Origin of the sequence: Faecalicatena contorta (genome assembly GCF_021531895.1) — a bacterium.
Taxonomy (GTDB): domain Bacteria; phylum Bacillota; class Clostridia; order Lachnospirales; family Lachnospiraceae; genus JAFBIX01.
Window position 1 is genome coordinate 1 of record NZ_JAFBIX010000010.1, and the last position, 20,734, is coordinate 20,734.

General features: G+C 43.9%; 18 protein-coding genes, 1 pseudogene and 1 riboswitch. Of the genes and pseudogenes, 4 read left to right on the top strand and 15 right to left on the bottom strand.

Annotated elements, in window-relative coordinates; all coding sequences use genetic code 11:
* Positions 1-223: 223 nt before the first annotated feature.
* The 15 genes from JQM81_RS04915 to JQM81_RS04985 all read right to left on the bottom strand — a co-directional run bounded on the left by JQM81_RS04915 (position 224) and on the right by JQM81_RS04985 (position 15,726).
* Positions 224-553, bottom strand: coding sequence for a DUF6145 family protein (locus JQM81_RS04915; protein ID WP_235232426.1), 330 nt, complete (start codon positions 551-553; stop codon positions 224-226).
* The gene (locus tag JQM81_RS04920; RefSeq protein WP_235232427.1) at positions 546-1,526 is read right to left on the bottom strand and encodes a biotin--[acetyl-CoA-carboxylase] ligase; all 981 of its coding nucleotides are present in this window, start codon (positions 1,524-1,526) and stop codon (positions 546-548) included. Before JQM81_RS04920 ends, JQM81_RS04915 begins: the two co-directional genes overlap by 8 nt.
* Positions 1,527-3,620 (bottom strand): ornithine carbamoyltransferase, encoded by a 2,094-nt coding sequence (gene argF / locus JQM81_RS13780; protein WP_235232510.1) that lies wholly within the window; start codon positions 3,618-3,620, stop codon positions 1,527-1,529.
* 22 nt (positions 3,621-3,642) lie between these two features.
* Entirely contained in the window at positions 3,643-4,572 is a 930-nt protein-coding gene (locus tag JQM81_RS04930) for an SPFH domain-containing protein (RefSeq protein ID WP_235232428.1), read from the bottom strand.
* Positions 4,569-5,009 (bottom strand): NfeD family protein, encoded by a 441-nt coding sequence (locus JQM81_RS04935; RefSeq protein ID WP_235232429.1) that lies wholly within the window; start codon positions 5,007-5,009, stop codon positions 4,569-4,571. The genes JQM81_RS04930 and JQM81_RS04935 overlap by 4 nt, the downstream gene beginning before the upstream one ends.
* A gap of 77 nt (positions 5,010-5,086) precedes the next feature.
* On the bottom strand, positions 5,087-5,884 hold the full coding sequence (locus JQM81_RS04940; RefSeq protein WP_235232430.1) for a TrmH family RNA methyltransferase: 798 nt from the start codon (positions 5,882-5,884) through the stop codon (positions 5,087-5,089).
* A 23-nt stretch (positions 5,885-5,907) separates the two neighbouring features.
* Positions 5,908-6,549, bottom strand: a complete 642-nt coding sequence (locus JQM81_RS04945) for a potassium channel family protein (RefSeq protein WP_235232431.1) — start codon at positions 6,547-6,549, stop codon at positions 5,908-5,910.
* Positions 6,550-6,583: 34 nt separating this feature from the next.
* Positions 6,584-7,963: a TrkH family potassium uptake protein gene (locus JQM81_RS04950; protein WP_235232432.1), complete on the bottom strand. Its 1,380-nt coding sequence runs from the start codon at positions 7,961-7,963 to the stop codon at positions 6,584-6,586.
* A gap of 158 nt (positions 7,964-8,121) precedes the next feature.
* Positions 8,122-8,811 carry a response regulator transcription factor gene (locus tag JQM81_RS04955; protein WP_235232433.1) on the bottom strand — a complete coding sequence of 230 codons (690 nt, stop codon included), beginning with the start codon at positions 8,809-8,811 and terminating at the stop codon, positions 8,122-8,124.
* Positions 8,804-10,300: a HAMP domain-containing sensor histidine kinase gene (locus tag JQM81_RS04960; RefSeq protein ID WP_235232434.1), complete on the bottom strand. Its 1,497-nt coding sequence runs from the start codon at positions 10,298-10,300 to the stop codon at positions 8,804-8,806. The genes JQM81_RS04955 and JQM81_RS04960 overlap by 8 nt, the downstream gene beginning before the upstream one ends.
* Before the next feature lie 77 nt (positions 10,301-10,377).
* Positions 10,378-11,565, bottom strand: a complete 1,188-nt coding sequence (gene metK / locus JQM81_RS04965; RefSeq protein ID WP_235232435.1) for a methionine adenosyltransferase — start codon at positions 11,563-11,565, stop codon at positions 10,378-10,380.
* A 117-nt stretch (positions 11,566-11,682) separates the two neighbouring features.
* Positions 11,683-11,782, bottom strand: a riboswitch (SAM riboswitch).
* A gap of 128 nt (positions 11,783-11,910) precedes the next feature.
* Positions 11,911-13,086, bottom strand: coding sequence for an MFS transporter (locus JQM81_RS04970; protein ID WP_235232436.1), 1,176 nt, complete (start codon positions 13,084-13,086; stop codon positions 11,911-11,913).
* Between the two features lie 114 nt (positions 13,087-13,200).
* Positions 13,201-14,493 (bottom strand): UDP-N-acetylglucosamine 1-carboxyvinyltransferase, encoded by a 1,293-nt coding sequence (locus JQM81_RS04975; RefSeq protein WP_235232437.1) that lies wholly within the window; start codon positions 14,491-14,493, stop codon positions 13,201-13,203.
* A gap of 302 nt (positions 14,494-14,795) precedes the next feature.
* Entirely contained in the window at positions 14,796-15,296 is a 501-nt protein-coding gene (locus JQM81_RS04980; RefSeq protein WP_235232438.1) for a shikimate kinase, read from the bottom strand.
* Positions 15,297-15,369: 73 nt separating this feature from the next.
* Positions 15,370-15,726 carry a hypothetical protein gene (locus tag JQM81_RS04985; RefSeq protein ID WP_235232439.1) on the bottom strand — a complete coding sequence of 119 codons (357 nt, stop codon included), beginning with the start codon at positions 15,724-15,726 and terminating at the stop codon, positions 15,370-15,372.
* A 126-nt stretch (positions 15,727-15,852) separates the two neighbouring features.
* Here JQM81_RS04985 and JQM81_RS04990 point away from each other — a divergent pair, with 126 nt between their 5' ends.
* The 4 genes and pseudogenes from JQM81_RS04990 (at position 15,853) to JQM81_RS05005 (ending at position 20,727) form a co-directional block, all read left to right on the top strand.
* A complete protein-coding gene (locus JQM81_RS04990; protein WP_328282595.1) occupies positions 15,853-16,395 on the top strand; it encodes an XRE family transcriptional regulator in 543 nt (180 codons plus the stop codon).
* Between the two features lie 15 nt (positions 16,396-16,410).
* Positions 16,411-17,490, top strand: a pseudogene (locus JQM81_RS13580) (ABC transporter ATP-binding protein); the annotation flags it as partial.
* Between the two features lie 499 nt (positions 17,491-17,989).
* Positions 17,990-18,826, top strand: a complete 837-nt coding sequence (locus JQM81_RS05000; RefSeq protein ID WP_235232441.1) for an ABC transporter permease — start codon at positions 17,990-17,992, stop codon at positions 18,824-18,826.
* Positions 18,827-18,831: 5 nt separating this feature from the next.
* Entirely contained in the window at positions 18,832-20,727 is a 1,896-nt protein-coding gene (locus tag JQM81_RS05005) for an extracellular solute-binding protein (RefSeq protein WP_235232442.1), read from the top strand.
* Positions 20,728-20,734: the final 7 nt, after the last annotated feature.

Genomic DNA, 20,734 nt, shown 5'->3' on the forward strand with positions numbered 1-20,734 from the left:
TTTTTCAAGGCATAGTATCCTCTATGTCCAATGTTTATGTCCATTTCTCGCAAATTTCTTTTCCTGCACGATATTCAGTTGTCAATTTTCGCTTGGAATCTCATTCATTGAGATTCCGAGAAGTTATATTACTAACAGCATGTTCTTTTTCCTCCTGCATCTATTACTAACAGCATGTTCTTTTTCTTTCTAAACTGCTGCAAACAGCATGTTCTCTTTCCTCCTACACTTCTTCGCCTAAAAAGAATACTTTATAGTACATCTGCAGAGCTTCCAGCAAGTCTTTCTTCTCTCTCTGTAGCTGCTTGATCTTGAGCTGGCTTCCGATATCGTCGAACATTGGATCGCCTTCTTCAGACGTTACTTCGAAGCACAGTTCTCCGTTTTCTTCATAGACCAGTGTCAGGATTCCGCCCACATCGTGGACGTAGAGAACGCACATAATCTTTAATTCATCTTTGACTGTATCCGGCAGTTGATCAAAATCCGGATTCAAATAATATTTTTCTTCATACGAATTGGCGCCGCAGAGCACCACTTTTTCATCATACATATCCATATACTCCTCTGACAGACACTTCTCCGGCATAGATGACTTTTTCCTGCCCGTCGGGTAATCTTACGAGCAGTTCTCCTGTCTCGTTGATGCCCAACGCGTGGGCCTCGTATTCATTACCAGGCTCCAGTACTTTTACATCCTGATCTTTGTTCACAAGCAGGGAATTGTACTGTTCTTTTACTCCTGACAGATCTTCTGTCTGGAGAAATGTCTCATAGCATTTTTCAAATTGTTCCATTATGGCGGCAATCAGTTCGGAGCGTTTCACATTCCGTCCCAATTCAAGCTTCAGTGAAGTCGCTGTATTCTGGATGTCTTGCGGAAATGTCTCCTGATTCACGTTGATTCCGTCTCCGATGACCACGTGGTTGATGTAATCGATCTCCGTGCTCATCTCCGTCAGGATTCCGCAGATCTTCTTACCATTTCTCACAATATCATTGGGCCACTTAATACCTGTATCCAGACCCGTTACCTGACGGATTCCTTCTGCCACCGCAATGGCCATCAGAAGTGTAAGCTGTGGGGCTTTCATCGGGGATATCCTTGGATACAGTAATATCGTCATATAGATGCTGCTTCCAGCCGGTGATTCCCAGGCTCTTCCCCGGCGGCCTTTCCCAGCGATCTGTCGGTCGGCCACAAAAAGCGTACCGTGTTCTGCCCCCTTTTCGCCGGCATCCTTGGCCCGATTGTTGGTCGAATCCGTCTCGTCATAATAAACGGTATGTCTTCCGGCCCATTCTGTCTTCATCAGACTGTCGATCTCAGCCTGTGACATGACATCCGGACTGTCGATCAGACGGTACCCTTTATTACGCACCGCTTCGATCTGATAGCCTTCTTTTTTCAACTGTTCCATCACCTTCCACACAGCTGTACGTGATACGTGGAAATCATCACATAACTGCTGGCCGGATATATAGTTGTCACTTTCTTTCAGTAAGCGTAAGATCTCCGCTTTCATCTATCTCTCTCCTAATGTTGCTGTCATGACTGCTTTGATGGTATGCATACGGTTCTCCGCTTCATCAAATACCTTGGATTGTTCGGATTCAAATACTTCGTCCGTAACTTCCATATCATCGATGCCGAAGCGGTCATGAATTTCCTTTCCAATCTTGGTCTTCAGATCATGGAACGCTGGCAGACAGTGCAGGAAGATTGCTTTTTCTCCGGCATTTTTCATAACTTCTGCAGTCACCTTATACGGAGTCAGCTCTCGGATTCGTTCTTCCCATACTTCATCCGGCTCACCCATAGATACCCATACGTCTGTATAGATTACATCCGCATCTTTTGTACCGGCTTCAACGTCTTCAGTAAGGGTGATAGTAGCTCCACTCTCTTTCGCATATCCTTTACAAGTCTCTACCAATTCTTCATTTGGGAAATAATTCTTTGTGGTACATGCAACAAAATGCATTCCCATCTTGGCACATGCAATCATCAGGGAATTACCCATGTTATATCTTGCATCGCCCATGTATACCAGCTTGATTCCTTCCAGATGTCCAAAATGTTCACGGATGGTCAGAAGGTCTGCCAGCATCTGTGTCGGGTGGTATTCATTGGTCAGTCCATTCCATACCGGAACGCCTGCATATTTGGCAAGTTCTTCAACGATTTCCTGCCCAAATCCACGATACTCTATTCCGTCATACATTCTTCCCAATACACGTGCTGTATCCTCAATGCTTTCCTTTTTGCCGATCTGTGATCCGCTCGGGTCAAGATAAGTAGTTCCCATTCCCATGTCGTGAGCTGCTACTTCGAAAGAGCAACGGGTTCTGGTGCTGGTCTTCTCAAAGATCAATGCCACATTCATGCCTCTGTATTTATCAACGGGGATTCCATTCTTCTTCTTTTCCTTCAAATCTGCTGCCAGATCAAGCAAATATGTAATCTCTTCCGGAGTATAGTCCTTTAATGTCAAAAAATTTCTTCCTTTTAAGTTCATCTTCATTTCCTTTCTCAGCTGCGTTAGTACATGTACGAACCTTGGAAGGTTCAACTGGTCGTTTCGTGTTTCATATTTCTTATATACAATATCATATAATTCGTCTACTGTGTATATCTGATATTTCGGAATCCGTAATAATTTCGCCGCTGCCTCCAACATTCCCATGAATAATTCCTGATCCGAGAATCCAAGCGGCAGCTTGAGCACAAATGCAATCTCCGCCTTTTCAATCTCCCGAATCTCTTTCATGAGTTCTTCATAATACGCCTCGTCATGGGTCTGCTTCAGATAATATATGAATCCCTCCAGGCCATACACCATCCGCTTCGCATCGTAATAGCCAATCATCAGATTCTGTCGACTCCGTTTTCCCGAGAATTCTATAATACTTCCCAATTTTACACGTGGTGCGATCTCATATTTTACGCCATCATCCGGCATCCTGACCCGCGGTTCACGGCCCGGTCCATAGATACGCACTTCGATGATATCTTTATACCCCCGCTTCACCAGCGAACCGAGCGGCACATTATTGACGACTCCGCCGTCGATATACTTTTTCCCGTGGATTCGTTCGTTCTTAAACCCGATGAGATAAGCACTTGCTAACAAGAAATCTTCCAGCATGCCTTCCGGGATCTCTTCCATCTCCAGATCCAGCTCGCGAAATTCTGACAATGAAAATGTCAGCAGGCAGAATTCCTTGCCGCTTCTGCGGATGGCTTCTTCATCGATCGTCTCGTGAATCAGCTGCCGCAGAGGAGTAATGTCCACACCTCCGTCTTTCAACAACGTCTTCACCTCATTTAAGAATTCGCGAAGTGACATCTCCTTTTGAAACAAGCGTTCCATCCAATCGTCATCAATATCCATGACTGTAGAAAATGTCATCTGCTTCCATATATCTTCTGCTTTCTCAACGTCTCCCATGCAAACGAGGGCGCCATTTAATGCGCCCACGGATGTTCCTGCCACTGCATTGATCTTAACACCTGCTTCTGTGAGAGCTTTCCACGCGCCAATCTGATACGCACCTCTCGCACCGCCGCCGTCAAATACAAGGCCATATTCTTTTGATGTGTCAATGATGGGTCTCAGAATCCATCACATCCTTTCCTATCTACTCGTCTTTTGCTCCGACTTCTGCCAGAGACTTTACAAGACCCGCAATTCCCTGAATCTCAGATGGAATGATGATCTTGGTTGCTTTTCCATCTGCCGCCTTCTCAAATGCTTCTAAGCTCTTCATCGTAAGGACTGCCTCATCGGCTCCGGCATCTTTCAGGAAACGAATACCATCTGCATTGGCCTGCTGTACCTTAAGAATTGCCTCAGCCTCACCTTCTGCCTGGCGGATCATAGCTTCCTTTTGAGCCTCCGCACGCAGGATTGCAGCCTGCTTCTCAGCCTCTGCATCCAGGATCGCGGATTCCTTATGTCCTTCTGCCACCAGAATCGTAGATTTCTTCTCACCTTCTGCACGCAGGATTGCTTCACGACGTTCACGCTCTGCCTTCATCTGCTTCTCCATCGCATCTTGAATGGCTGCAGGTGGAATGATATTTTTCAGTTCGACACGATTTACCTTAATTCCCCATGGATCCGTTGCCACATCAAGGGATGCTCGCATCTTAGTATTGATCGTCTCCCTGGAAGTCAGCGTCTGATCCAGCTCCAGATCACCGATAATATTACGGAGCGTGGTTGCTGTCAGATTCTCAATCGCCATGATCGGATTGGCAACTCCATAACAGAACATCTTTGGATCCGTAATCTGGTAAAATACGACTGTATCGATCCGCATGGTAACGTTATCCTTGGTGATCACCGGCTGCGGTGCAAAGTCAACGACCTGCTCTTTCAGATCTACCTTTCGTGCCACCCGGTCAATGATCGGTACTTTAAAATGAAGTCCGGTACCCCAGGTTGCCTGATAAGCTCCCAGTCTCTCCACAACCAGCGCCTGTGCCTGTCTGACGATCTTGACACAGGATATCAACAGTATTACTACAATAACCAATAAAATAATTCCTAAAATTTTCCCTATCATTTTTTCTCCTCTCTGGCTCTTACAATTAATTTTACGCCTTGAATCCCATCTACAACAACAACTGTATTTTTAGCAATCTTGCCGTCTGGCTCATCGGTCTTGGCAGACCATTCCTGACCTCGAATCTCTACCCGCCCGACGGCCTGCATCGTATCAATGTCTTCCAATACCAATGCCTGCTGCCCAATCAGGCTCTCTGCATTTGTCTTCTGCCTTTCCTGATTAAAATACTTTACCGCGATTGGTCTCGTCATCACCAACAGTACAATAGACACTGCGAGAAATACAACAATCTGAACTGTGGTTCCGAATCCCATCAGACCTGCACAGAATGCGATCAACGCACCTCCGGCAAACCAGATCGTAGTCAATCCCATCGTAACGATTTCAATAATCAGCAGAACAACAAATATCGCCAGCCAATAAATTGTCTGCATGAACTTTCGCCTCTTTTCTTAAATGATAGTATTCCTTGCCTTATATATTACTATACTTTTCCCCTAAGCGCAATTCTCTATCCCTCATGTCGGCGTCTCTGACGTCCCGCTTCAAACATCAGGACGGATGCCGCGATTGCAGCGTTCAACGATTCTACCTGACCTTCCATAGGTATCTTAATATAAATATCTGCCAATTCTGCAGTCTCCTGTGACAGACCATTTCCTTCATTCCCAATCAAAAATGCACATGGTCTTCCATAATCTTCTTCGTCATAATCATGTCTCCCATCCAGATGTGCCGCATAGACACCGATGCCTGCTTCTTTCAGACTCCCGATCGCCGCCTTCAGGTCTTCCACATAGCAGAACGGCATACGGTAAATGGAACCCATGGTCGAGCGTATGGTCTTGGGATTATAGATGTCCACGCATTCCCGGTCCATCACAATTCCCGTCACGCCAGCTCCCTCTGCCGTTCGAAGGATGGTGCCAAGATTCCCCGGATCCTGAAGGTGTTCCAATACCATGATCATCGGACATTGACCGGTGATTACTTTTTCCAGTGGATATTCCATTTGCCGGACCACACAGAGAACTCCCTGCGGAGTCTTCGTATCGGATGCATAAGCATATACCGTATCCGACAATTCTTCCGGACGGATTCCTGTACCTTGCAGCACCGCTTCTACCGTATCTTTTTCCTTCTTATAAAAGGATTCTGACACGTAGACTTCTTCCAGCTGATCTGTCGGCACTTCACGGAACATACGGATTCCTTCTACCAGAAATACCCGTTCTTCATCTCTTGCTTTCTTTTTCTTCTTCAGATTCACCAGACGCTTGACTCTGGCATTTGAAGTACTTGTAATCATATGATTTCCTCCACTCTTTCGTGTCAGATATTTTCCAGATCCTTATTCGCACCCACTAATATCATGACCATTCCATCTTCCAGCGCTTTCTCGGGATTCGGATTCACTTCTACGTCTTCTCCCACCTTAATTCCAACTACATTGATTCCATACTTTCGTCTGACATCCAGATCCTGCAGAGACTTTCCGATCCAGCCACGTGGAATCACCGTCTCTACCAGGCTATAATCTGGTGACAGCGCAATCCAGTCAGCAAAATTTGCAGACATTAGATTCTTCGCAAGGCGGACTCCCATTTCCTTTTCCGGAAATATAATCGCATCTGCACCGATTTTCTTTAAAACAGTCGCATGAAGATCATTTTTCGCTTTGGAAATAACGTATGGCACGCCTATTTCTTTACAGACTAGTGTTGCCATAATACTGGCTTCCATGTTATCCGCAACTGCGACTACTACTCCATCCAGATTCTTCGTGCCCAGCGACCGGACAACATCTGGATCTCCAAAATCCGCTTTCATCGCGTAGGATACAGAATTGGAAATATCTTCTATCCTCTCCATATCGTCATCCACTACGATGACTTCACATCCAAGTCCCTGCAGCGCAATCGCCACGCTCTCACCAAAGCTTCCCAGGCCAAATACTGCGTATTGTTTCTTCATTTTTCTACCCCCATTTATGAGTCTGTTTCCGACATTATCCTACCATAATCCGCTCTGGTGGAAGTTCCCGAATTCTGTCCCGCGGATTCGGTTTCCCAGCAAAGAGCAGCGCCAGTGTCATCGGTCCCAACCTTCCTATATACATCATCATCATAATTACAACCTGGCTTGCCCGTGACAGATGCGGTGTCAGATCAGCCGTCAATCCTACCGTTCCGATTGCAGATGCCGTCTCATACATGATATTTAAAAATGGCACTTCATCCGGTTCTATAATCGTAATCACGGTCGTACCTGTAAGAAATACCGTAAATGCAAGCATTACAATCGTAAATCCCATCCGGAAATTCTCTTTTGAAATCTTACGACCAAAGCACTCGGTATCATTTCCCCCACGAATCAATGTAATGCAAGAAAGCACCAACATCGTAATCGTCGTAGTCTTCACACCACCTGCAGTTCCCATCGGCGATCCTCCGATGAACATCAAGATAATACTGATGAATCTCGTCTCCTCGTGTAATTTAGCCTGTGGTATCGTAAAGAATCCAGCAGTCCTCGTCGTTACCGACTGAAACAGCGATGCCATTACCTTCTGCCCCAGCCTCAGATTGCCAAGAGTCTCCGGATTATGATATTCCAATGTAAATGTAAGTACCGCTCCAATTCCCAGCAGAACCAATGTCGTCACAATTGCAAGTTTCGAGTGAAGCTTAAGCCTTGTAAACCACCATTTTCTTGGAACTTCACGACGATATATTTTCCGTCCGTTATCAATCACATCATACCAGACAACGAATCCAATGCCGCCCAGGACAATCAATGACATTGTCGTAATATTCATCAATGGATTTGTCACATATCCTGCAAGACTGGAATCCCCCAGAATGTCAATACCCGCATTACAGAATGCAGAGACAGAATGAAAAATTGCATAGCCGATTCCCTTGATCAGATGATACTCCGGGACAAACTGAAATGCATACAACACCGCACCGACACTCTCCACAAAAAAAGTACCGATCAATATCTTCTTCACCATTCCAACGATGCCGCCAAGTGATGTCATATTATAAGTTTCCTGCAGCACAACCCGCTCTTTCACGGTAATCCTTCTCTTCAAAATCAGGAAAAAAGCAGTCGCACAGGCAATCACCCCAAGTCCTCCGATCTGAATCAATACCAGAAGAATCACCTTCCCAAACACAGTAAACTGCGTTGCCGGAGTCACCGTCACAAGCCCCGTCACACAGACGGCTGTTGTAGCCGTAAATAATGCATCCATAAAAGATATCGGCTCCTGATTACTGACAGGCAGCCACAAAAGAAATGCACCGATCAATATCACAAGAAGAAATCCCGCAACCAAAATTCCCATGGTATTCCATCGGATGCTTCGCTTTTTCTGCTTCATGAATCTATCCTCTTTTTTCTTTCTAATGTACCTATGATATCACAATTATATTTATTCTGGGGGATACTGTCAAATGAATTAGGGACAGGGTAAATTGAATTGGGGACAGGGTGAATTTAGTTTGGGACGGGGGAAATCTCAATTTCCCCCGTCCCAAACTATACCTTGAAGCGATATCCCACGCCCCAGATGGTCTCGATATACTGTGGATTGGAAGTGTCCATCTCTACTTTTTCGCGAATCTTCTTGATATGCACAGTCACGGTCGCGATATCTCCGATGGATTCCATATCCCATATCTCACGGAACAATTCTTCTTTTGTGTATACATGATTCGGATGGCTGGCCAGGAATGTCAGAAGATCGAATTCTTTTGTGGTAAATGTCTTCTCTTCTCCGTTGATCCAGACTCTTCTTGCTGTTGTATCAATCTTAAGTCCTCGAATCTCAATCACTTTATTAGCTTCTTTGGCGCTTCCTGTCAGTCGGTCATATCTGGCAAGATGGGCTTTGACTCGCGCTACCAGCTCGCTTGGGCTGAATGGCTTTGTCATATAATCATCGGCTCCCAGGCCAAGGCCACGGATCTTGTCAATATCGTCTTTTTTGGCAGATACCATTATAATGGGTGTATTTTTCAGATCTCTGATCTGTCGGCAGATATCGAAGCCATCAATTCCCGGAAGCATCAGGTCTAAAATAAACATGTCATAATCTTCACTCAATGCTTTTTTTAACCCCGTCTCACCATCATTGGCTACTTCTACCTGAAATCCACTCAGCTCCAGATAGTCTCGTTCCAGTTCTGCAATCGCCTCTTCATCTTCTACGATTAATATTTTACTCATATATCGGTACCTCCTGATATTTTCTAAGGACAAAATACATCGTTGTTCCAGTCTCTTCTCTGCTCGTCGCCCATATCTTGCCGCCATGTTCTTCTATAATCTTCTTTACAATAGAAAGCCCTATTCCGCTTCCACCCTTGGAAGAATTGCGTGAAGCATCTGTACGGTAGAACCGGTCAAAGATATTGGGCAGATCTTTTGCCGCAATTCCCTTACCGTTATCTTCGATCTCAACCTGTACAAAATCTCCCACGTCTTTGACTCGAAGATTAATCTTCGCCTTCGGCTTATCCATATATTTTAACGAATTATTTACAATATTATGCACGACCCGCTTGATCTGTTCCGCATCCGCAATGACCTTGACTCCCGGTTCTACATAATTGAAATAACCAAATTCCACATTCCTGGATTCTAATTCCAGTGAAAGGTCTTCCGCACAATCTTCAAAATATGCATCAACCGAAAGAGTATTAAAATTATACGGGATTCGGTTGGTATCAATCTTTGTATAGAATGTCAGCTCATTGATTAACGTATCCATCTCACTGGCTTTATTGTAAATGGTTCGGATATAGCGCTCCATTTTCTCCGGTGTGTCCGCAACTCCGTCCATAATCCCTTCTGCATATCCCTTGATTGCCGTCACTGGCGTCTTCAGGTCATGGGAAATGTTGCTGATCAGTTCCTTATTATCTTTGTCAAATCTCACTTTCTCTTCGGCGGTATCCCGAAGCTTCTTTCGCATTTCTTCCAGATCCTGACAAAGATCACCCAGCTCATCATCAGCCTCCGGTTTCAGTTCAAAATCAAGATTCCCCTCTTTGATATTCTTTGCCGCAACCTGCATCTTCCCTAAGGGCTGCATCACTGCGCGATAAATCCAGATAATCAAGACCGCCGCTGTCAGAACCAGCGTAATAATCACGATCAAGATCACTTCCAGGAAAAAGTGCTCTACCTCCGGAATCATATTTCCCATATCGGTGACGATAAATGCACTGCCTTCTTTTTCATCTGAATACATAAAATCTACTTGCTTTACCAATGCATGGGCATCTCCGCCCAAGTATAGGCCATTTTCCGACTCCGTATCTGCCTCTCCATAATCAGGAAGTTCTGAGATCACCGGCTCAGCCTCTTCCATATCTGTTCCTACGTAAATGATTGTATTTTCCTTGCGAACCAGAAGATAAGCTTTTTTCTTCTCCAACTTCTGATTAAATTCTTCCAGACATGTGGCATCCTCCATATTCTCTGGGTTCTTCGATGCCATCTCTTTCAATTCATGCCAGGACTTTTCGGTTAGTCTGGCTAGCACTTGTGCTGAGTTCGACAGGCTTGCAACCGTTGTCCCAGATATCTCATACGTCTTTTCTATCGCGCTGATCTGATAATGCCCTAACAGACACACCATAGAAACCGTCAAAAAAATCGGTATTAAAATCACTGTTAAAAAAGCGATGATCAATCTTGTCTTTAGCTTCATACACATGACCTCCAAGGAAAGTATAGCATGAAAAAGGGCGCTTCACATCAAAGCGCCCATAAACTTTTATTAAATTTTTATAAATACTTTTTCAATTCTTCTACCTTGTCAAGTTTCTCCCATGGAAGATCAATATCTGTACGTCCAAAATGTCCATAAGCCGCTGTCTGCTTATAGATTGGTCTTCTCAGATCCAACATCTTGATAATTCCAGCCGGACGAAGATCGAAGTTCTCGCGGATCATTTCTACCATCTTCTCTTCGCTGATCTTTCCAGTGCCAAATGTATCTACCATGATAGAGGTCGGATGTGCAACACCAATTGCATATGAAAGCTGAATCTCACATTTCTTTGCAAGACCTGCTGCCACGATGTTCTTCGCAACATAACGTGCTGCATATGCTGCAGAACGGTCTACTTTGGTGCAGTCCTTACCGGAAAATGCCCCGCCGCCATGACGTGCCATACCGCCATAGGTATCTACGATAATCTTACGGCCGGTAAGACCGCTGTCTCCGTGCGGTCCACCGATAACGAAACGGCCAGTCGGGTTGATGAAAAACTTCGTATTCTCATCCGTCATTCCTTCTGGAATTACTGCATCAAAAACATATTTCTTAATATCTTCATGAATCTGCTCCTGTGTCACATCCGGGTCATGCTGAGTAGACAGAACCACTGCATCCAGACGAGTTGGAATTCCGTCTTCATCATATTCTACCGTCACCTGTGTCTTGCCATCCGGTCTCAGATACGGAAGTGTACCGTTCTTTCTTACTTCTGTAAGTCTTCGTGACAACTTGTGTGCCAGCGCAATTGGATACGGCATAAGTTCCGGCGTCTCATCAGAAGCATAACCAAACATCATTCCCTGATCTCCAGCTCCAATGGCATCCAGTTCCTCTTCTGACATCTTATTTTCCTTCGCTTCCAAAGCCTTATCAACGCCCATTGCAATATCGGATGACTGCTCATCAATCGCTGTAATTACGCCACAAGTGTCCGCATCAAATCCGAATTTACCTCTGGTGTACCCAATCTCTCTTACCGTATCTCTGACAATCTTCTGAATGTCTACATATGCTTTCGTTGTAATCTCACCCATGACAAGGACCAGGCCTGTAGTGGTGCTCGTCTCACAAGCCACACGACTCATCGGATCCTGCTCCATCAGCGCGTCCAGAATCGCATCAGATATCTGGTCACACATCTTATCCGGATGACCTTCCGTTACAGATTCGGATGTAAATAAATGTTTTTCCATCTTTTTCTCTCCTTTTCTACCAAAGGGATAACTCCCTTTCGCGCACTTTCTCTTTTTGCCTTTACGAAAAAAAGCAGCCCGCTTAAGCGGACTGTTTTATATTCTCATAAACCAATCCTCTTATTGTTCGATTACTCGCTCAGGTTGGCACCTTCCATACACTTGGGGTTGCCGCAGCTTCACAGATCCTTTGTATCTCCACTGCTCTGAATAAGAGAAAGTTTGCATTATTATATTGTTAATGTGTACGAGTAAGACTTTACACGCTTTTCCCACACTTGTCAATATGGGGACGGGGGTTTTTTCATTTTCCTCCGTCCCAAATTAAAATATCCCTGTCCCTTTTTAAAATAACCCTGTCCCCACCAGACCAATCAGGCATGCTACGCCTGCAATAATAAATGACAGGCTTTGTCCTGCTGCATCCAATAGATAGGAGCATAATATAGAAACGATTCCATATCCGAGCATGACCGCCCCAAAATTCATACCTTGGTATTTCATTCCAAATTTCTCAGACACTAGCACTGGGAATACGCTCACCACACCTCCGTATACCATACACACAAGTGATATCAGCAACACAAAAAGGCCGCCTCTAGCTACTGTGATTCCAAGAACAGATATCATCGCTACAGCGTACATAATTCGAATTACGATCTTACAACCAGCTTTATCAGACAACCAGGGAGCCGCGAATCTTCCGACGATATTTGCAAATGAAGCGATCATTACGCCTGTGAGTGCCTGTGCGTTTGTCAGTCCCCGCTCCATCCCCAGTGATTTCATCAGTGGATTCACAAGCACATATGCAGGGATTGCCAATGCCATCACGATACTGATCACATAATAGGTTCTGGTCCGCATCATCTCTTTTGTTGTATATTGTCTTTGGCTTTCTGTCCTACCCTGAAGATTATTATGTTCGCTGCCAGAAGACTGTATCATCAATTCCGGAGGAGCTTCTTCTATAAAAAATGCGCCCAGACATAATACCGCATAGATAACAGTTACCATCAGCATGGAAAAATGATATCCGTGTCTTGCTAACGTAAAATCACATAAAGGATTCATCAGTACACCAGATATTCCAACTACTCCTACCGTAATTCCCGTCACCAGCCCCCGCTTGTCCGGGAACCATGCCTGCGGCACTGCCACCAGGAGGCTAAATGCACATCCAGAACCCAATCCACCCAGAACACCATATCCAACAGAAATCATCCACGGCATATCATATGGTGCTATTCCTGCAAGAAAAAATCCGACACACATGACAAAACTGCCTACCAGAATTGTCCTTTTTGCGCCCAATCTATGCTGTAGATAGCCTCCGATCATATTTCCCACCGCAAATATTCCAATGATAATCGTGAACGGCTGGCTGGACGCTGCCACCGACAGGTCGTATTCACTTTGCACATAAGGCTGGAACACCGTCCATATGTACGGATTACCATGCACAAAATTCACAATAGATGCAATTACAAGAATCGCATATCTGTTTTGAATCTTTTTCATCTATTTTCTCCAATATTTTACAAAATATTAAAAAGGGACAGGGTAATTTGAAAAAGGGACACGGAAAAATGAATTGGGGACGGAGGAAAATGAAAAAACCCCCGTCCCCAATTATTAGCTGACTTTTAATTTGAACTTTTGAATTTCTTTTTCTGAAGCAACTTTTTCAATAATTCCACCAATTCCGCGAATTTTTTCTTCGAATCTTTCATATCCGCGTTGGATATACACGATATCATCTACGATTGTGATGCCATCGGTCGCGAGACCTGCGATACAAAGTGCCGCTCCTGCGCGAAGGTCTGGTGCGCTGACTCTTGCACCGGAGAACTTCTCTACACCTTCTATTGTAGCGGAATTTCCTTCTACTTTCACATTCGCTCCCATTCTTGCAAGCTCGTCAAGATATTTGAAACGGTTTTCGAAAATGCTTTCTGTAATGATACTTGTCCCTTTGCACAGAGCTAAGGTTACACCGATCTGTGGCTGCATGTCTGTCGGGAATCCTGGATATGGCAGCGTCTTTACATGTGTGCTGGTCAGATCTCCTTTGGATACCACGCGGACTGCATCGTCAAATTCTTCTACTTCGCAGCCGATCTCAATTAACTTTGCAATGGTAGCTTCCAGATGCTTTGGAATTACATTCAATACTGTAACATCTCCCCTGGTTGCTGCTGCTGCGAACATAAATGTTCCTGCCTCAATCTGATCCGGAATTACGGAATATTCTGTACTATGCAGGCGCTGTACTCCACGGATCTTGATAACATCCGTTCCTGCACCTCTGATGTTGGCGCCCATACTGTTCAGGAAATTGGCAACGTCAACAACGTGAGGCTCTTTCGCAACATTTTCCAAAATAGTGGTTCCCTCTGCCATGGTAGCCGCCATCATTACATTAATGGTGGCACCAACACTTACTACGTCAAAATATATATGCTTGCCTACCAGACGCTCTGCCTCAGCAACAATCTTGCCATGTTCAATCTCTACCTCAGCGCCTAATGCACGGAATCCTTTCAAATGCTGATCGATCGGTCTGCTTCCGATATTACAGCCTCCTGGAAGAGCAACCTCGGCACGTTTATACTTTCCAAGCAATGCCCCCAACATGTAGTAGGATGCACGAATCTTCTTAATATAATCATATTCTATGTCAACATTCTGGATGCTTTTTCCGTTAATCTTGACCGCATGACGATCTACTCTATGAACGTTCGCTCCAATACCCGCGATCGCATCCAACAGTACATTAATATCATTTACATCTGGCAAATTATCAATATATACCGTCTCATCTGTCATAATTGCTGCAGCAAGAATAGCCAGAGCAGCATTCTTTGCTCCGCCAATCTCAACTTCTCCGACAAGCGGATGCCCGCCCTTAATAATATACTGTTCCATATTACACCTCAAAACTATTATCTATTACTTACTCTCAAGCTTCTCTATCTGAATCATTATCAATTTTTGTCATTGATTATTTTTGCACTCTTTTTCGCAGTGCCATTCGGTAACCTTCGGTTCCCTCATCACGGGCTCTCGCCCTATAAAAATAATCCCTGACAATCGCTTCTGCAAGCAGAATCATTGTCATTGATTATTTTTGCACTGCTCAATACTCACGTGGACATTATACCATAGAATTGGGATTTGTAAAATAATTTTTACAAATATGTAATTTATCCGTAATATTTCCCAATATTTTACAGGATTTTCAGCGTTTTTAACACTTCTTCAATTGTCTCTTCCAGATTTAATCCATCTTCTGCAACTGTGACATCCGCATATTTCTCAAATAAGCGAACTCTTTCATCGTAGAGATCCTTCAATGTCTGGCCTTCTTTTAATACAACACCCCTGCCTTTTGCATTTTTCAGTCTCTTATTTATTGTCTCAAAGGACACTTGTAAATATACGACCGTTCCGATTTTTTTATAGTGTTCCATTGCATTTTCACAATATACCACACTTCCTCCCGGTGAGATCACGGTATTCTTCACATCAACTCCTGCATTTACCCGGTCTTCTATTTCAAGAAAACCATGAATTCCTTTTTCTTCAATGATTTCGCGTAATAATCTTCCTTCTTCTTCCTGAATTAATATATCTGTATCAACGAATTTGTATCCAAGTCGTTTTGCCACAACAACACCAACCGTACTTTTTCCGACCGCCGGCATTCCAATCAGAATAACATTATTCATTCATATTGCTCCTTCTTCTGTATTTTCACCTATTTTAGCATAAGTTTTTTCTTTCGTCCACTTTTCAAAAGTTCTAAAAAAATCGCCTCCGATAGCTTCTGTGCTCACACCGTCTCCTGCATAATTCTTGATATAACATCACTTCAATCAGATCATCCAGCCATCTCCCGGGATCCTTTTCGCCTTCCCTCGCCCGGTCTCCTACCCTTCTGCACATCATCCTTAACTGAAGCCGATCAGGATATTCATCATACATCATACTTCCATCATACTCCATACGGTCACACTCTTCTTCAATGAGCGGAACCAACCGCTTCGCAGTATCTGGGTACAGGCTTTTCATATAGTCGTAATCCCTTCGGTTCATTCTGTCATCGTCAAAAAGTATCGGCGTCTGATACGCCATATAGAAAGGCATTCTCTGATCCATATACACACCTCGATAGAATAAATATCTACATTATTTTATGCAAATGGTTGCATTGTTGCCACAGATATGTATAATAGTAATTGTTTGATATTTTTTAAAAAAAAGTATAGTATTAGCTAACAGGAGGTGAAGAGTTTGGATATAGGAAAGAAGCTCAAGGAATTGCGTCTGCAAAATGATCTTACTCTGGGTGACTTGGCTTCACGCAGTGAGCTTACAAAGGGATTCTTGTCTCAGGTTGAGCGCAATCTGACCACTCCAAGCATCGCAACACTGGAAGATATTCTGGAAGCGCTCGGAACCAATCTGTCAGAATTCTTTCATGAGGAAGAAGAACAGCAGATTGTATTTTCCACGCAAGATTTTTTTGTAGATGAGCAGGAAGATTACCAGATTGAATGGGTAATCCCCAATGCACAGAAAAACAGAATGGAGCCAATCCTTTTGACTCTGAAACCACACAAAAAAAGCCAGATTCTGTCTGCACACCAGGGAGAAGAATTCGGCTACATATTAAAAGGAAGTGTCACTTTGATTCAAGAGAACAAAAGATATCGACTGAAATCAAAAGAGACCTTTTACCTGGACGGCTCAAAAAGCCATTATTTATACAATCACACGAACATCGAAGCAAAAATACTATGGATCACAACACCACCGATGTTCTAAGGAAGGAGAAGTGAGATGGAGGAAAAGAAACTGATTGAATTTCGTAATATCGTGAAGAACTTCGACGGACAGATTGTCTTAAAAGGAATTAATCTTGATATCTACGAAAATGAATTCGTAACACTGTTAGGCCCAAGTGGCTGTGGAAAGACTACTTTGCTTCGGATTCTGGGCGGATTTCTGGAAGCAGATGAGGGAAAGGTGATTTTTGACGGCGAAGAGATCAGCCAGAAACCACCTTATGAAAGGGAATTAAATACGGTATTCCAGAAATATGCTCTGTTCCCACATTTAAGCGTCTACGAAAATATTGCATTTGGCCTTAAGATCAAGAAGATGAGTAAGGACGTCATCGAACAGAAGGTCATGAAGATGCTAAAGCTGATTGGTCTGGAAGGTTATGAAAACAAGAATACAACCTTACTGTCAGGTGGTCAGCAGCAGCGTGTTGCCATTGCAAGAGCCCTGGTAAATGAACCAAAGGTCCTTCTTCTGGACGAACCTCTGGCGGCTCTCGACCTGAAACTTCGAAAAGAAATGCAGTATGAATTAAAACGAATTCAGCAGGAAGTCGGTATTACCTTCATCTTCGTTACTCACGATCAGGAGGAAGCGCTTACCATGTCAGATAAGATCGTTGTCATGAAAAATGGTGAGATCCAACAGGTTGGTACACCGCAGGAGATCTACAACGAGCCAGCCAACCGCTATGTTGCTAATTTTATCGGCGAAAGCAATATCCTGACCGGAACCATGTTAGAAGACTATAAAGTACGTTTTGACGATATCACTTTTGACTGTGTGGACTTCGGGTTCCGTGAAAATGAAAAAGTAGATGTGATCATTCGACCGGAAGATATAGATATCGTAGATGTCAAAGACGGTAAGATGACAGGTGAAGTTCTAAGCGTCTTATTTAAAGGAGTTCACTACGAGATTATCGTAGAGACCGTTCCTGGTACCAGTGTCACCGTCAACATGCGTGTCATCCGTAATCATGATGTAACCAGTGAAGATGGAAGCGAAAAAATCAGCGCGAACAACTTCTATGTAGATGTGGAAGATGTAAAAGACCTGGATGACAAAGAGATCATCGCCCTCTCCAATGCACAGGCATGGGATCCGGTCAGTGATGATTACATCTCAATCGCCAAGATCGAATACAACGTTCAGGAAGAGCCAGGACAATATCCAGTTACTTTCTCAACTTCCAGCGGAACCAGCATCGAGCGTACGATCTTCGTCGTAAACCAGCCATTTGTTAAGAACGAGAAAGCCAACGAAGCGATCATGGCATTTAACTTCTTCAAGACGGTAGACGAGATTACCGAGTCTCAGGCTCTAGACACAGATATCAAGACATGGGCCAACGCTCAGGGCTGGAAATTAAGCAATGAAGACCAAAGCGTAGATATCAGTGTTGATTATGATTTCGATCCTGAAAATATAACCGAAGGTGTATACCAGATTACCTTCTCTACACCAGGACGTGAATTTAAGATTCACACAACCGATTATTCCGAAGTCGGTCAGGAGGTCGGCCTGACATTCTTCCCGGAAGATATCCACGTGATGTCAAGGATGGTATATTAGAATGAAACGTTTTTCACAATTAGCAATTCCTTATATTGTATGGGCTGCGATCATGCTGCTGCTTCCAATGGCACTCATTGCCATGTATTCCTTTACCGAACCAGGGAACAGCATCATATCGTTCTCCTTTACGCTGGACCATTATATCAAGTTTTTTACCGACCCTGACTTTTTATTAATTCTCTGGCGTTCCATCATGATTGCTGTAAAGACAACGGTAATATGCCTGTTTCTAGGGTATCCTGTTGCATATTTTATTGCCCGCAGTAAGGAACATGTGCAGAATATTCTTGTCCTTTGTATTACCATCCCTATGTGGATCAACATGCTCGTAAGGACTTATGCATGGATTGGTCTGTTAAGTGAAGGAGGACTGATTCAACGCATTTTCAGCCTGATCGGATTTGGCAATACAGAGCTGTTATATACAGAGGCCGCTGTACTGCTCGGCATGGTCTACAACTTTCTTCCATTTATGATCTTACAGATCAATACCTCTCTTTGTAAGATGGATCATTCCTTACTGGAGGCTGGTGCAGACCTGGGAGCAAGCCCTGTGCAGACGTTTCTGCGCATAACTTTGCCACTTTCTCTGCCTGGTGTTATCAATGGAATTACGCTGGTATTCCTGCCTGCTGTCAGCTCCTTCTTTATCCCGAAGCTCCTGGGCGGCGGACAGTATTTCTTAATCGGAAATATGATAGAAAATCAATTCATTACGGTTGGCGAGTGGAACTTCGGAAGTGCCATCTCTATGATCATGGCAATCATTATGATGCTGCTTATGATGGCCGTACGCAAAATTGAGATTCACAACCAGGGCGGAAAGGAGGCATAATCATTATGAAAAAAAGCAAACGCACTTTTGGGAAAATATTAATGATTCTGATGATCGTGTTCTTCTATCTGCCGATCCTGTATATGGTGATCTTTTCATTTAATGACGGAAAGTCCCTGACTGTATTTACCGGATTCTCTCTTCGCTGGTATCAGCATATGCTGGATTCCCACGATATGATGGAATCTTTGTATACAACCTTCAGCATTGCGCTGATCGCAACATTTATCTCAACGATTGCCGGCACGATTGCCGCCATTGGACTTAGCAAATCCAAGAAAATTATCCGGGATATTATGGATCAGGTGAATAATCTTCCCCTGATGAACCCAGAGATTGTAACTGCCATCGGATTCATGCTTCTGTTTATTACATTTAAGATTGAAAAAGGCTATGTTACAATGCTCCTTGCTCATATTGCCTTCTGTATACCTTATGTAATGCTTTCGGTCATGCCGAAGATACGCTCTCTGGACCCCAATCTGGCTGACGCGGCCATGGACCTTGGCGCAACTCCCTGGCAGGCACTTATAAAAGTCATCGTCCCAGAGATTACTCCGGGTATTATCTCCGGCTCATTAATTGCATTTACCATGTCCGTAGATGATTTTATCATCTCTTACTTCGTAACAGGAAGCGGAGTCAAGAACTTAAGTATCATGGTCTACACCATGAGCAAACGTGTAAATCCAAGTATTAATGCGATCTCTACTCTGGTTGTTGTAATCATTACGATTGCACTGATTATCATCAACGTAGGACCACTGTTCATGGCAAAACAGGCAAAACGTACCGATATCAAACGACGCCGAGCACTTGTCCCTGTTCTTGTTGCCTGTTGCGCAATGGTCGGAGTCATCATCTTTGCAAACCTTAACGGAACAAGCAATGCACTCCCTTACGAGGGAGAGACTCTCTATGTATATAACTGGGGAGAATATACCGGGGAACATATCATTCAGGATTTTGAAGCTGCAACCGGTGCCACTGTAGTCATGGAGAACTTTGACTCCAATGAACAGATGTACATCAAGGTGGCCAATGGGGAAGCGTACGATATCCTGGTTCCAAGTGACTATATGATTCAGCGTCTGATTGATGAAGATTACCTTCAAAAACTGGATCATTCCAAACTGGACTGCATGGACAAACTGGCAGATGCCGTAAAAGACCTGCCCTACGACCGGGGCAACCAGTATTCCGTTCCTTATTTCTGGGGAACTGTCGGCATCGTATATGATAAGAACAAAGTAGATATCGAAGATCTGGAAAAGGAAGGCTATAACATCTTCCTGGACGAAAAATATTGTGGGGACATCTATCTGTATGACTCTGAACGAGACTCCTTCATGATGGCGCTAAAAGCCCTTGGATATTCTATGAACACGGACAACGAGCAAGAACTTACAGAGGCTTACAATTGGCTGGTACAGTGTGTACAGACCATGAAACCAGAGATTGTTACTGATGAGATCATTGATAATATGGCGCAGGGAAGAAAGGCTCTGGGACTGATCTATTCAGGAGATGCAGCTTACGTCATGGCAGAAAATGAAGATATGGGATTCTATCTTCCAGAAAGCGGAACCAACCTCTGGTCCGATGCTATGGTCATTCCCAAGAATGCCAAGAATCCAGAACTCGCTCACGAATTTATCAACTTCGTCAGCGATTACGATGGTGCCTACGACAATTCCAGTTATGTAGGATACACTTCCCCGAATCAGGAAGTCATGGATGACCTGTACGGTCCTGGCGGTGACTACGAAGGAATCAGCGCCTATATGCCAAGAACGGATAATGATAACGATGAGGTCTTCGTATATAACGAAGAGACTAGAAAAACCATTAGTAATATGTGGAGCAAAGTAAAGATTGCCGCAAGTAACGCGGATAAATAAAGGCAAA

Bases quoted from the DNA above. Each gene is read 5' to 3' on its own strand.
- JQM81_RS04915 (WP_235232426.1), bottom strand. From the start codon at position 553: ATGTATGATGAAAAAGTGGTGCTCTGCGGCGCCAATTCGTATGAAGAA.
- JQM81_RS04920 (WP_235232427.1), bottom strand. From the start codon at position 1,526: ATGAAAGCGGAGATCTTACGCTTACTGAAAGAAAGTGACAACTATATA.
- JQM81_RS04930 (WP_235232428.1), bottom strand. From the start codon at position 4,572: ATGATAGGGAAAATTTTAGGAATTATTTTATTGGTTATTGTAGTAATA.
- JQM81_RS04935 (WP_235232429.1), bottom strand. From the start codon at position 5,009: ATGCAGACAATTTATTGGCTGGCGATATTTGTTGTTCTGCTGATTATT.
- JQM81_RS04940 (WP_235232430.1), bottom strand. From the start codon at position 5,884: ATGATTACAAGTACTTCAAATGCCAGAGTCAAGCGTCTGGTGAATCTG.
- JQM81_RS04945 (WP_235232431.1), bottom strand. From the start codon at position 6,549: ATGAAGAAACAATACGCAGTATTTGGCCTGGGAAGCTTTGGTGAGAGC.
- JQM81_RS04950 (WP_235232432.1), bottom strand. From the start codon at position 7,963: ATGAAGCAGAAAAAGCGAAGCATCCGATGGAATACCATGGGAATTTTG.
- JQM81_RS04955 (WP_235232433.1), bottom strand. From the start codon at position 8,811: ATGAGTAAAATATTAATCGTAGAAGATGAAGAGGCGATTGCAGAACTG.
- JQM81_RS04960 (WP_235232434.1), bottom strand. From the start codon at position 10,300: ATGAAGCTAAAGACAAGATTGATCATCGCTTTTTTAACAGTGATTTTA.
- metK (WP_235232435.1), bottom strand. From the start codon at position 11,565: ATGGAAAAACATTTATTTACATCCGAATCTGTAACGGAAGGTCATCCG.
- JQM81_RS04970 (WP_235232436.1), bottom strand. From the start codon at position 13,086: ATGAAAAAGATTCAAAACAGATATGCGATTCTTGTAATTGCATCTATT.
- JQM81_RS04975 (WP_235232437.1), bottom strand. From the start codon at position 14,493: ATGGAACAGTATATTATTAAGGGCGGGCATCCGCTTGTCGGAGAAGTT.
- JQM81_RS04980 (WP_235232438.1), bottom strand. From the start codon at position 15,296: ATGAATAATGTTATTCTGATTGGAATGCCGGCGGTCGGAAAAAGTACG.
- JQM81_RS04985 (WP_235232439.1), bottom strand. From the start codon at position 15,726: ATGGATCAGAGAATGCCTTTCTATATGGCGTATCAGACGCCGATACTT.
- JQM81_RS05000 (WP_235232441.1), top strand. From the start codon at position 17,990: ATGAAACGTTTTTCACAATTAGCAATTCCTTATATTGTATGGGCTGCG.
- JQM81_RS05005 (WP_235232442.1), top strand. From the start codon at position 18,832: ATGAAAAAAAGCAAACGCACTTTTGGGAAAATATTAATGATTCTGATG.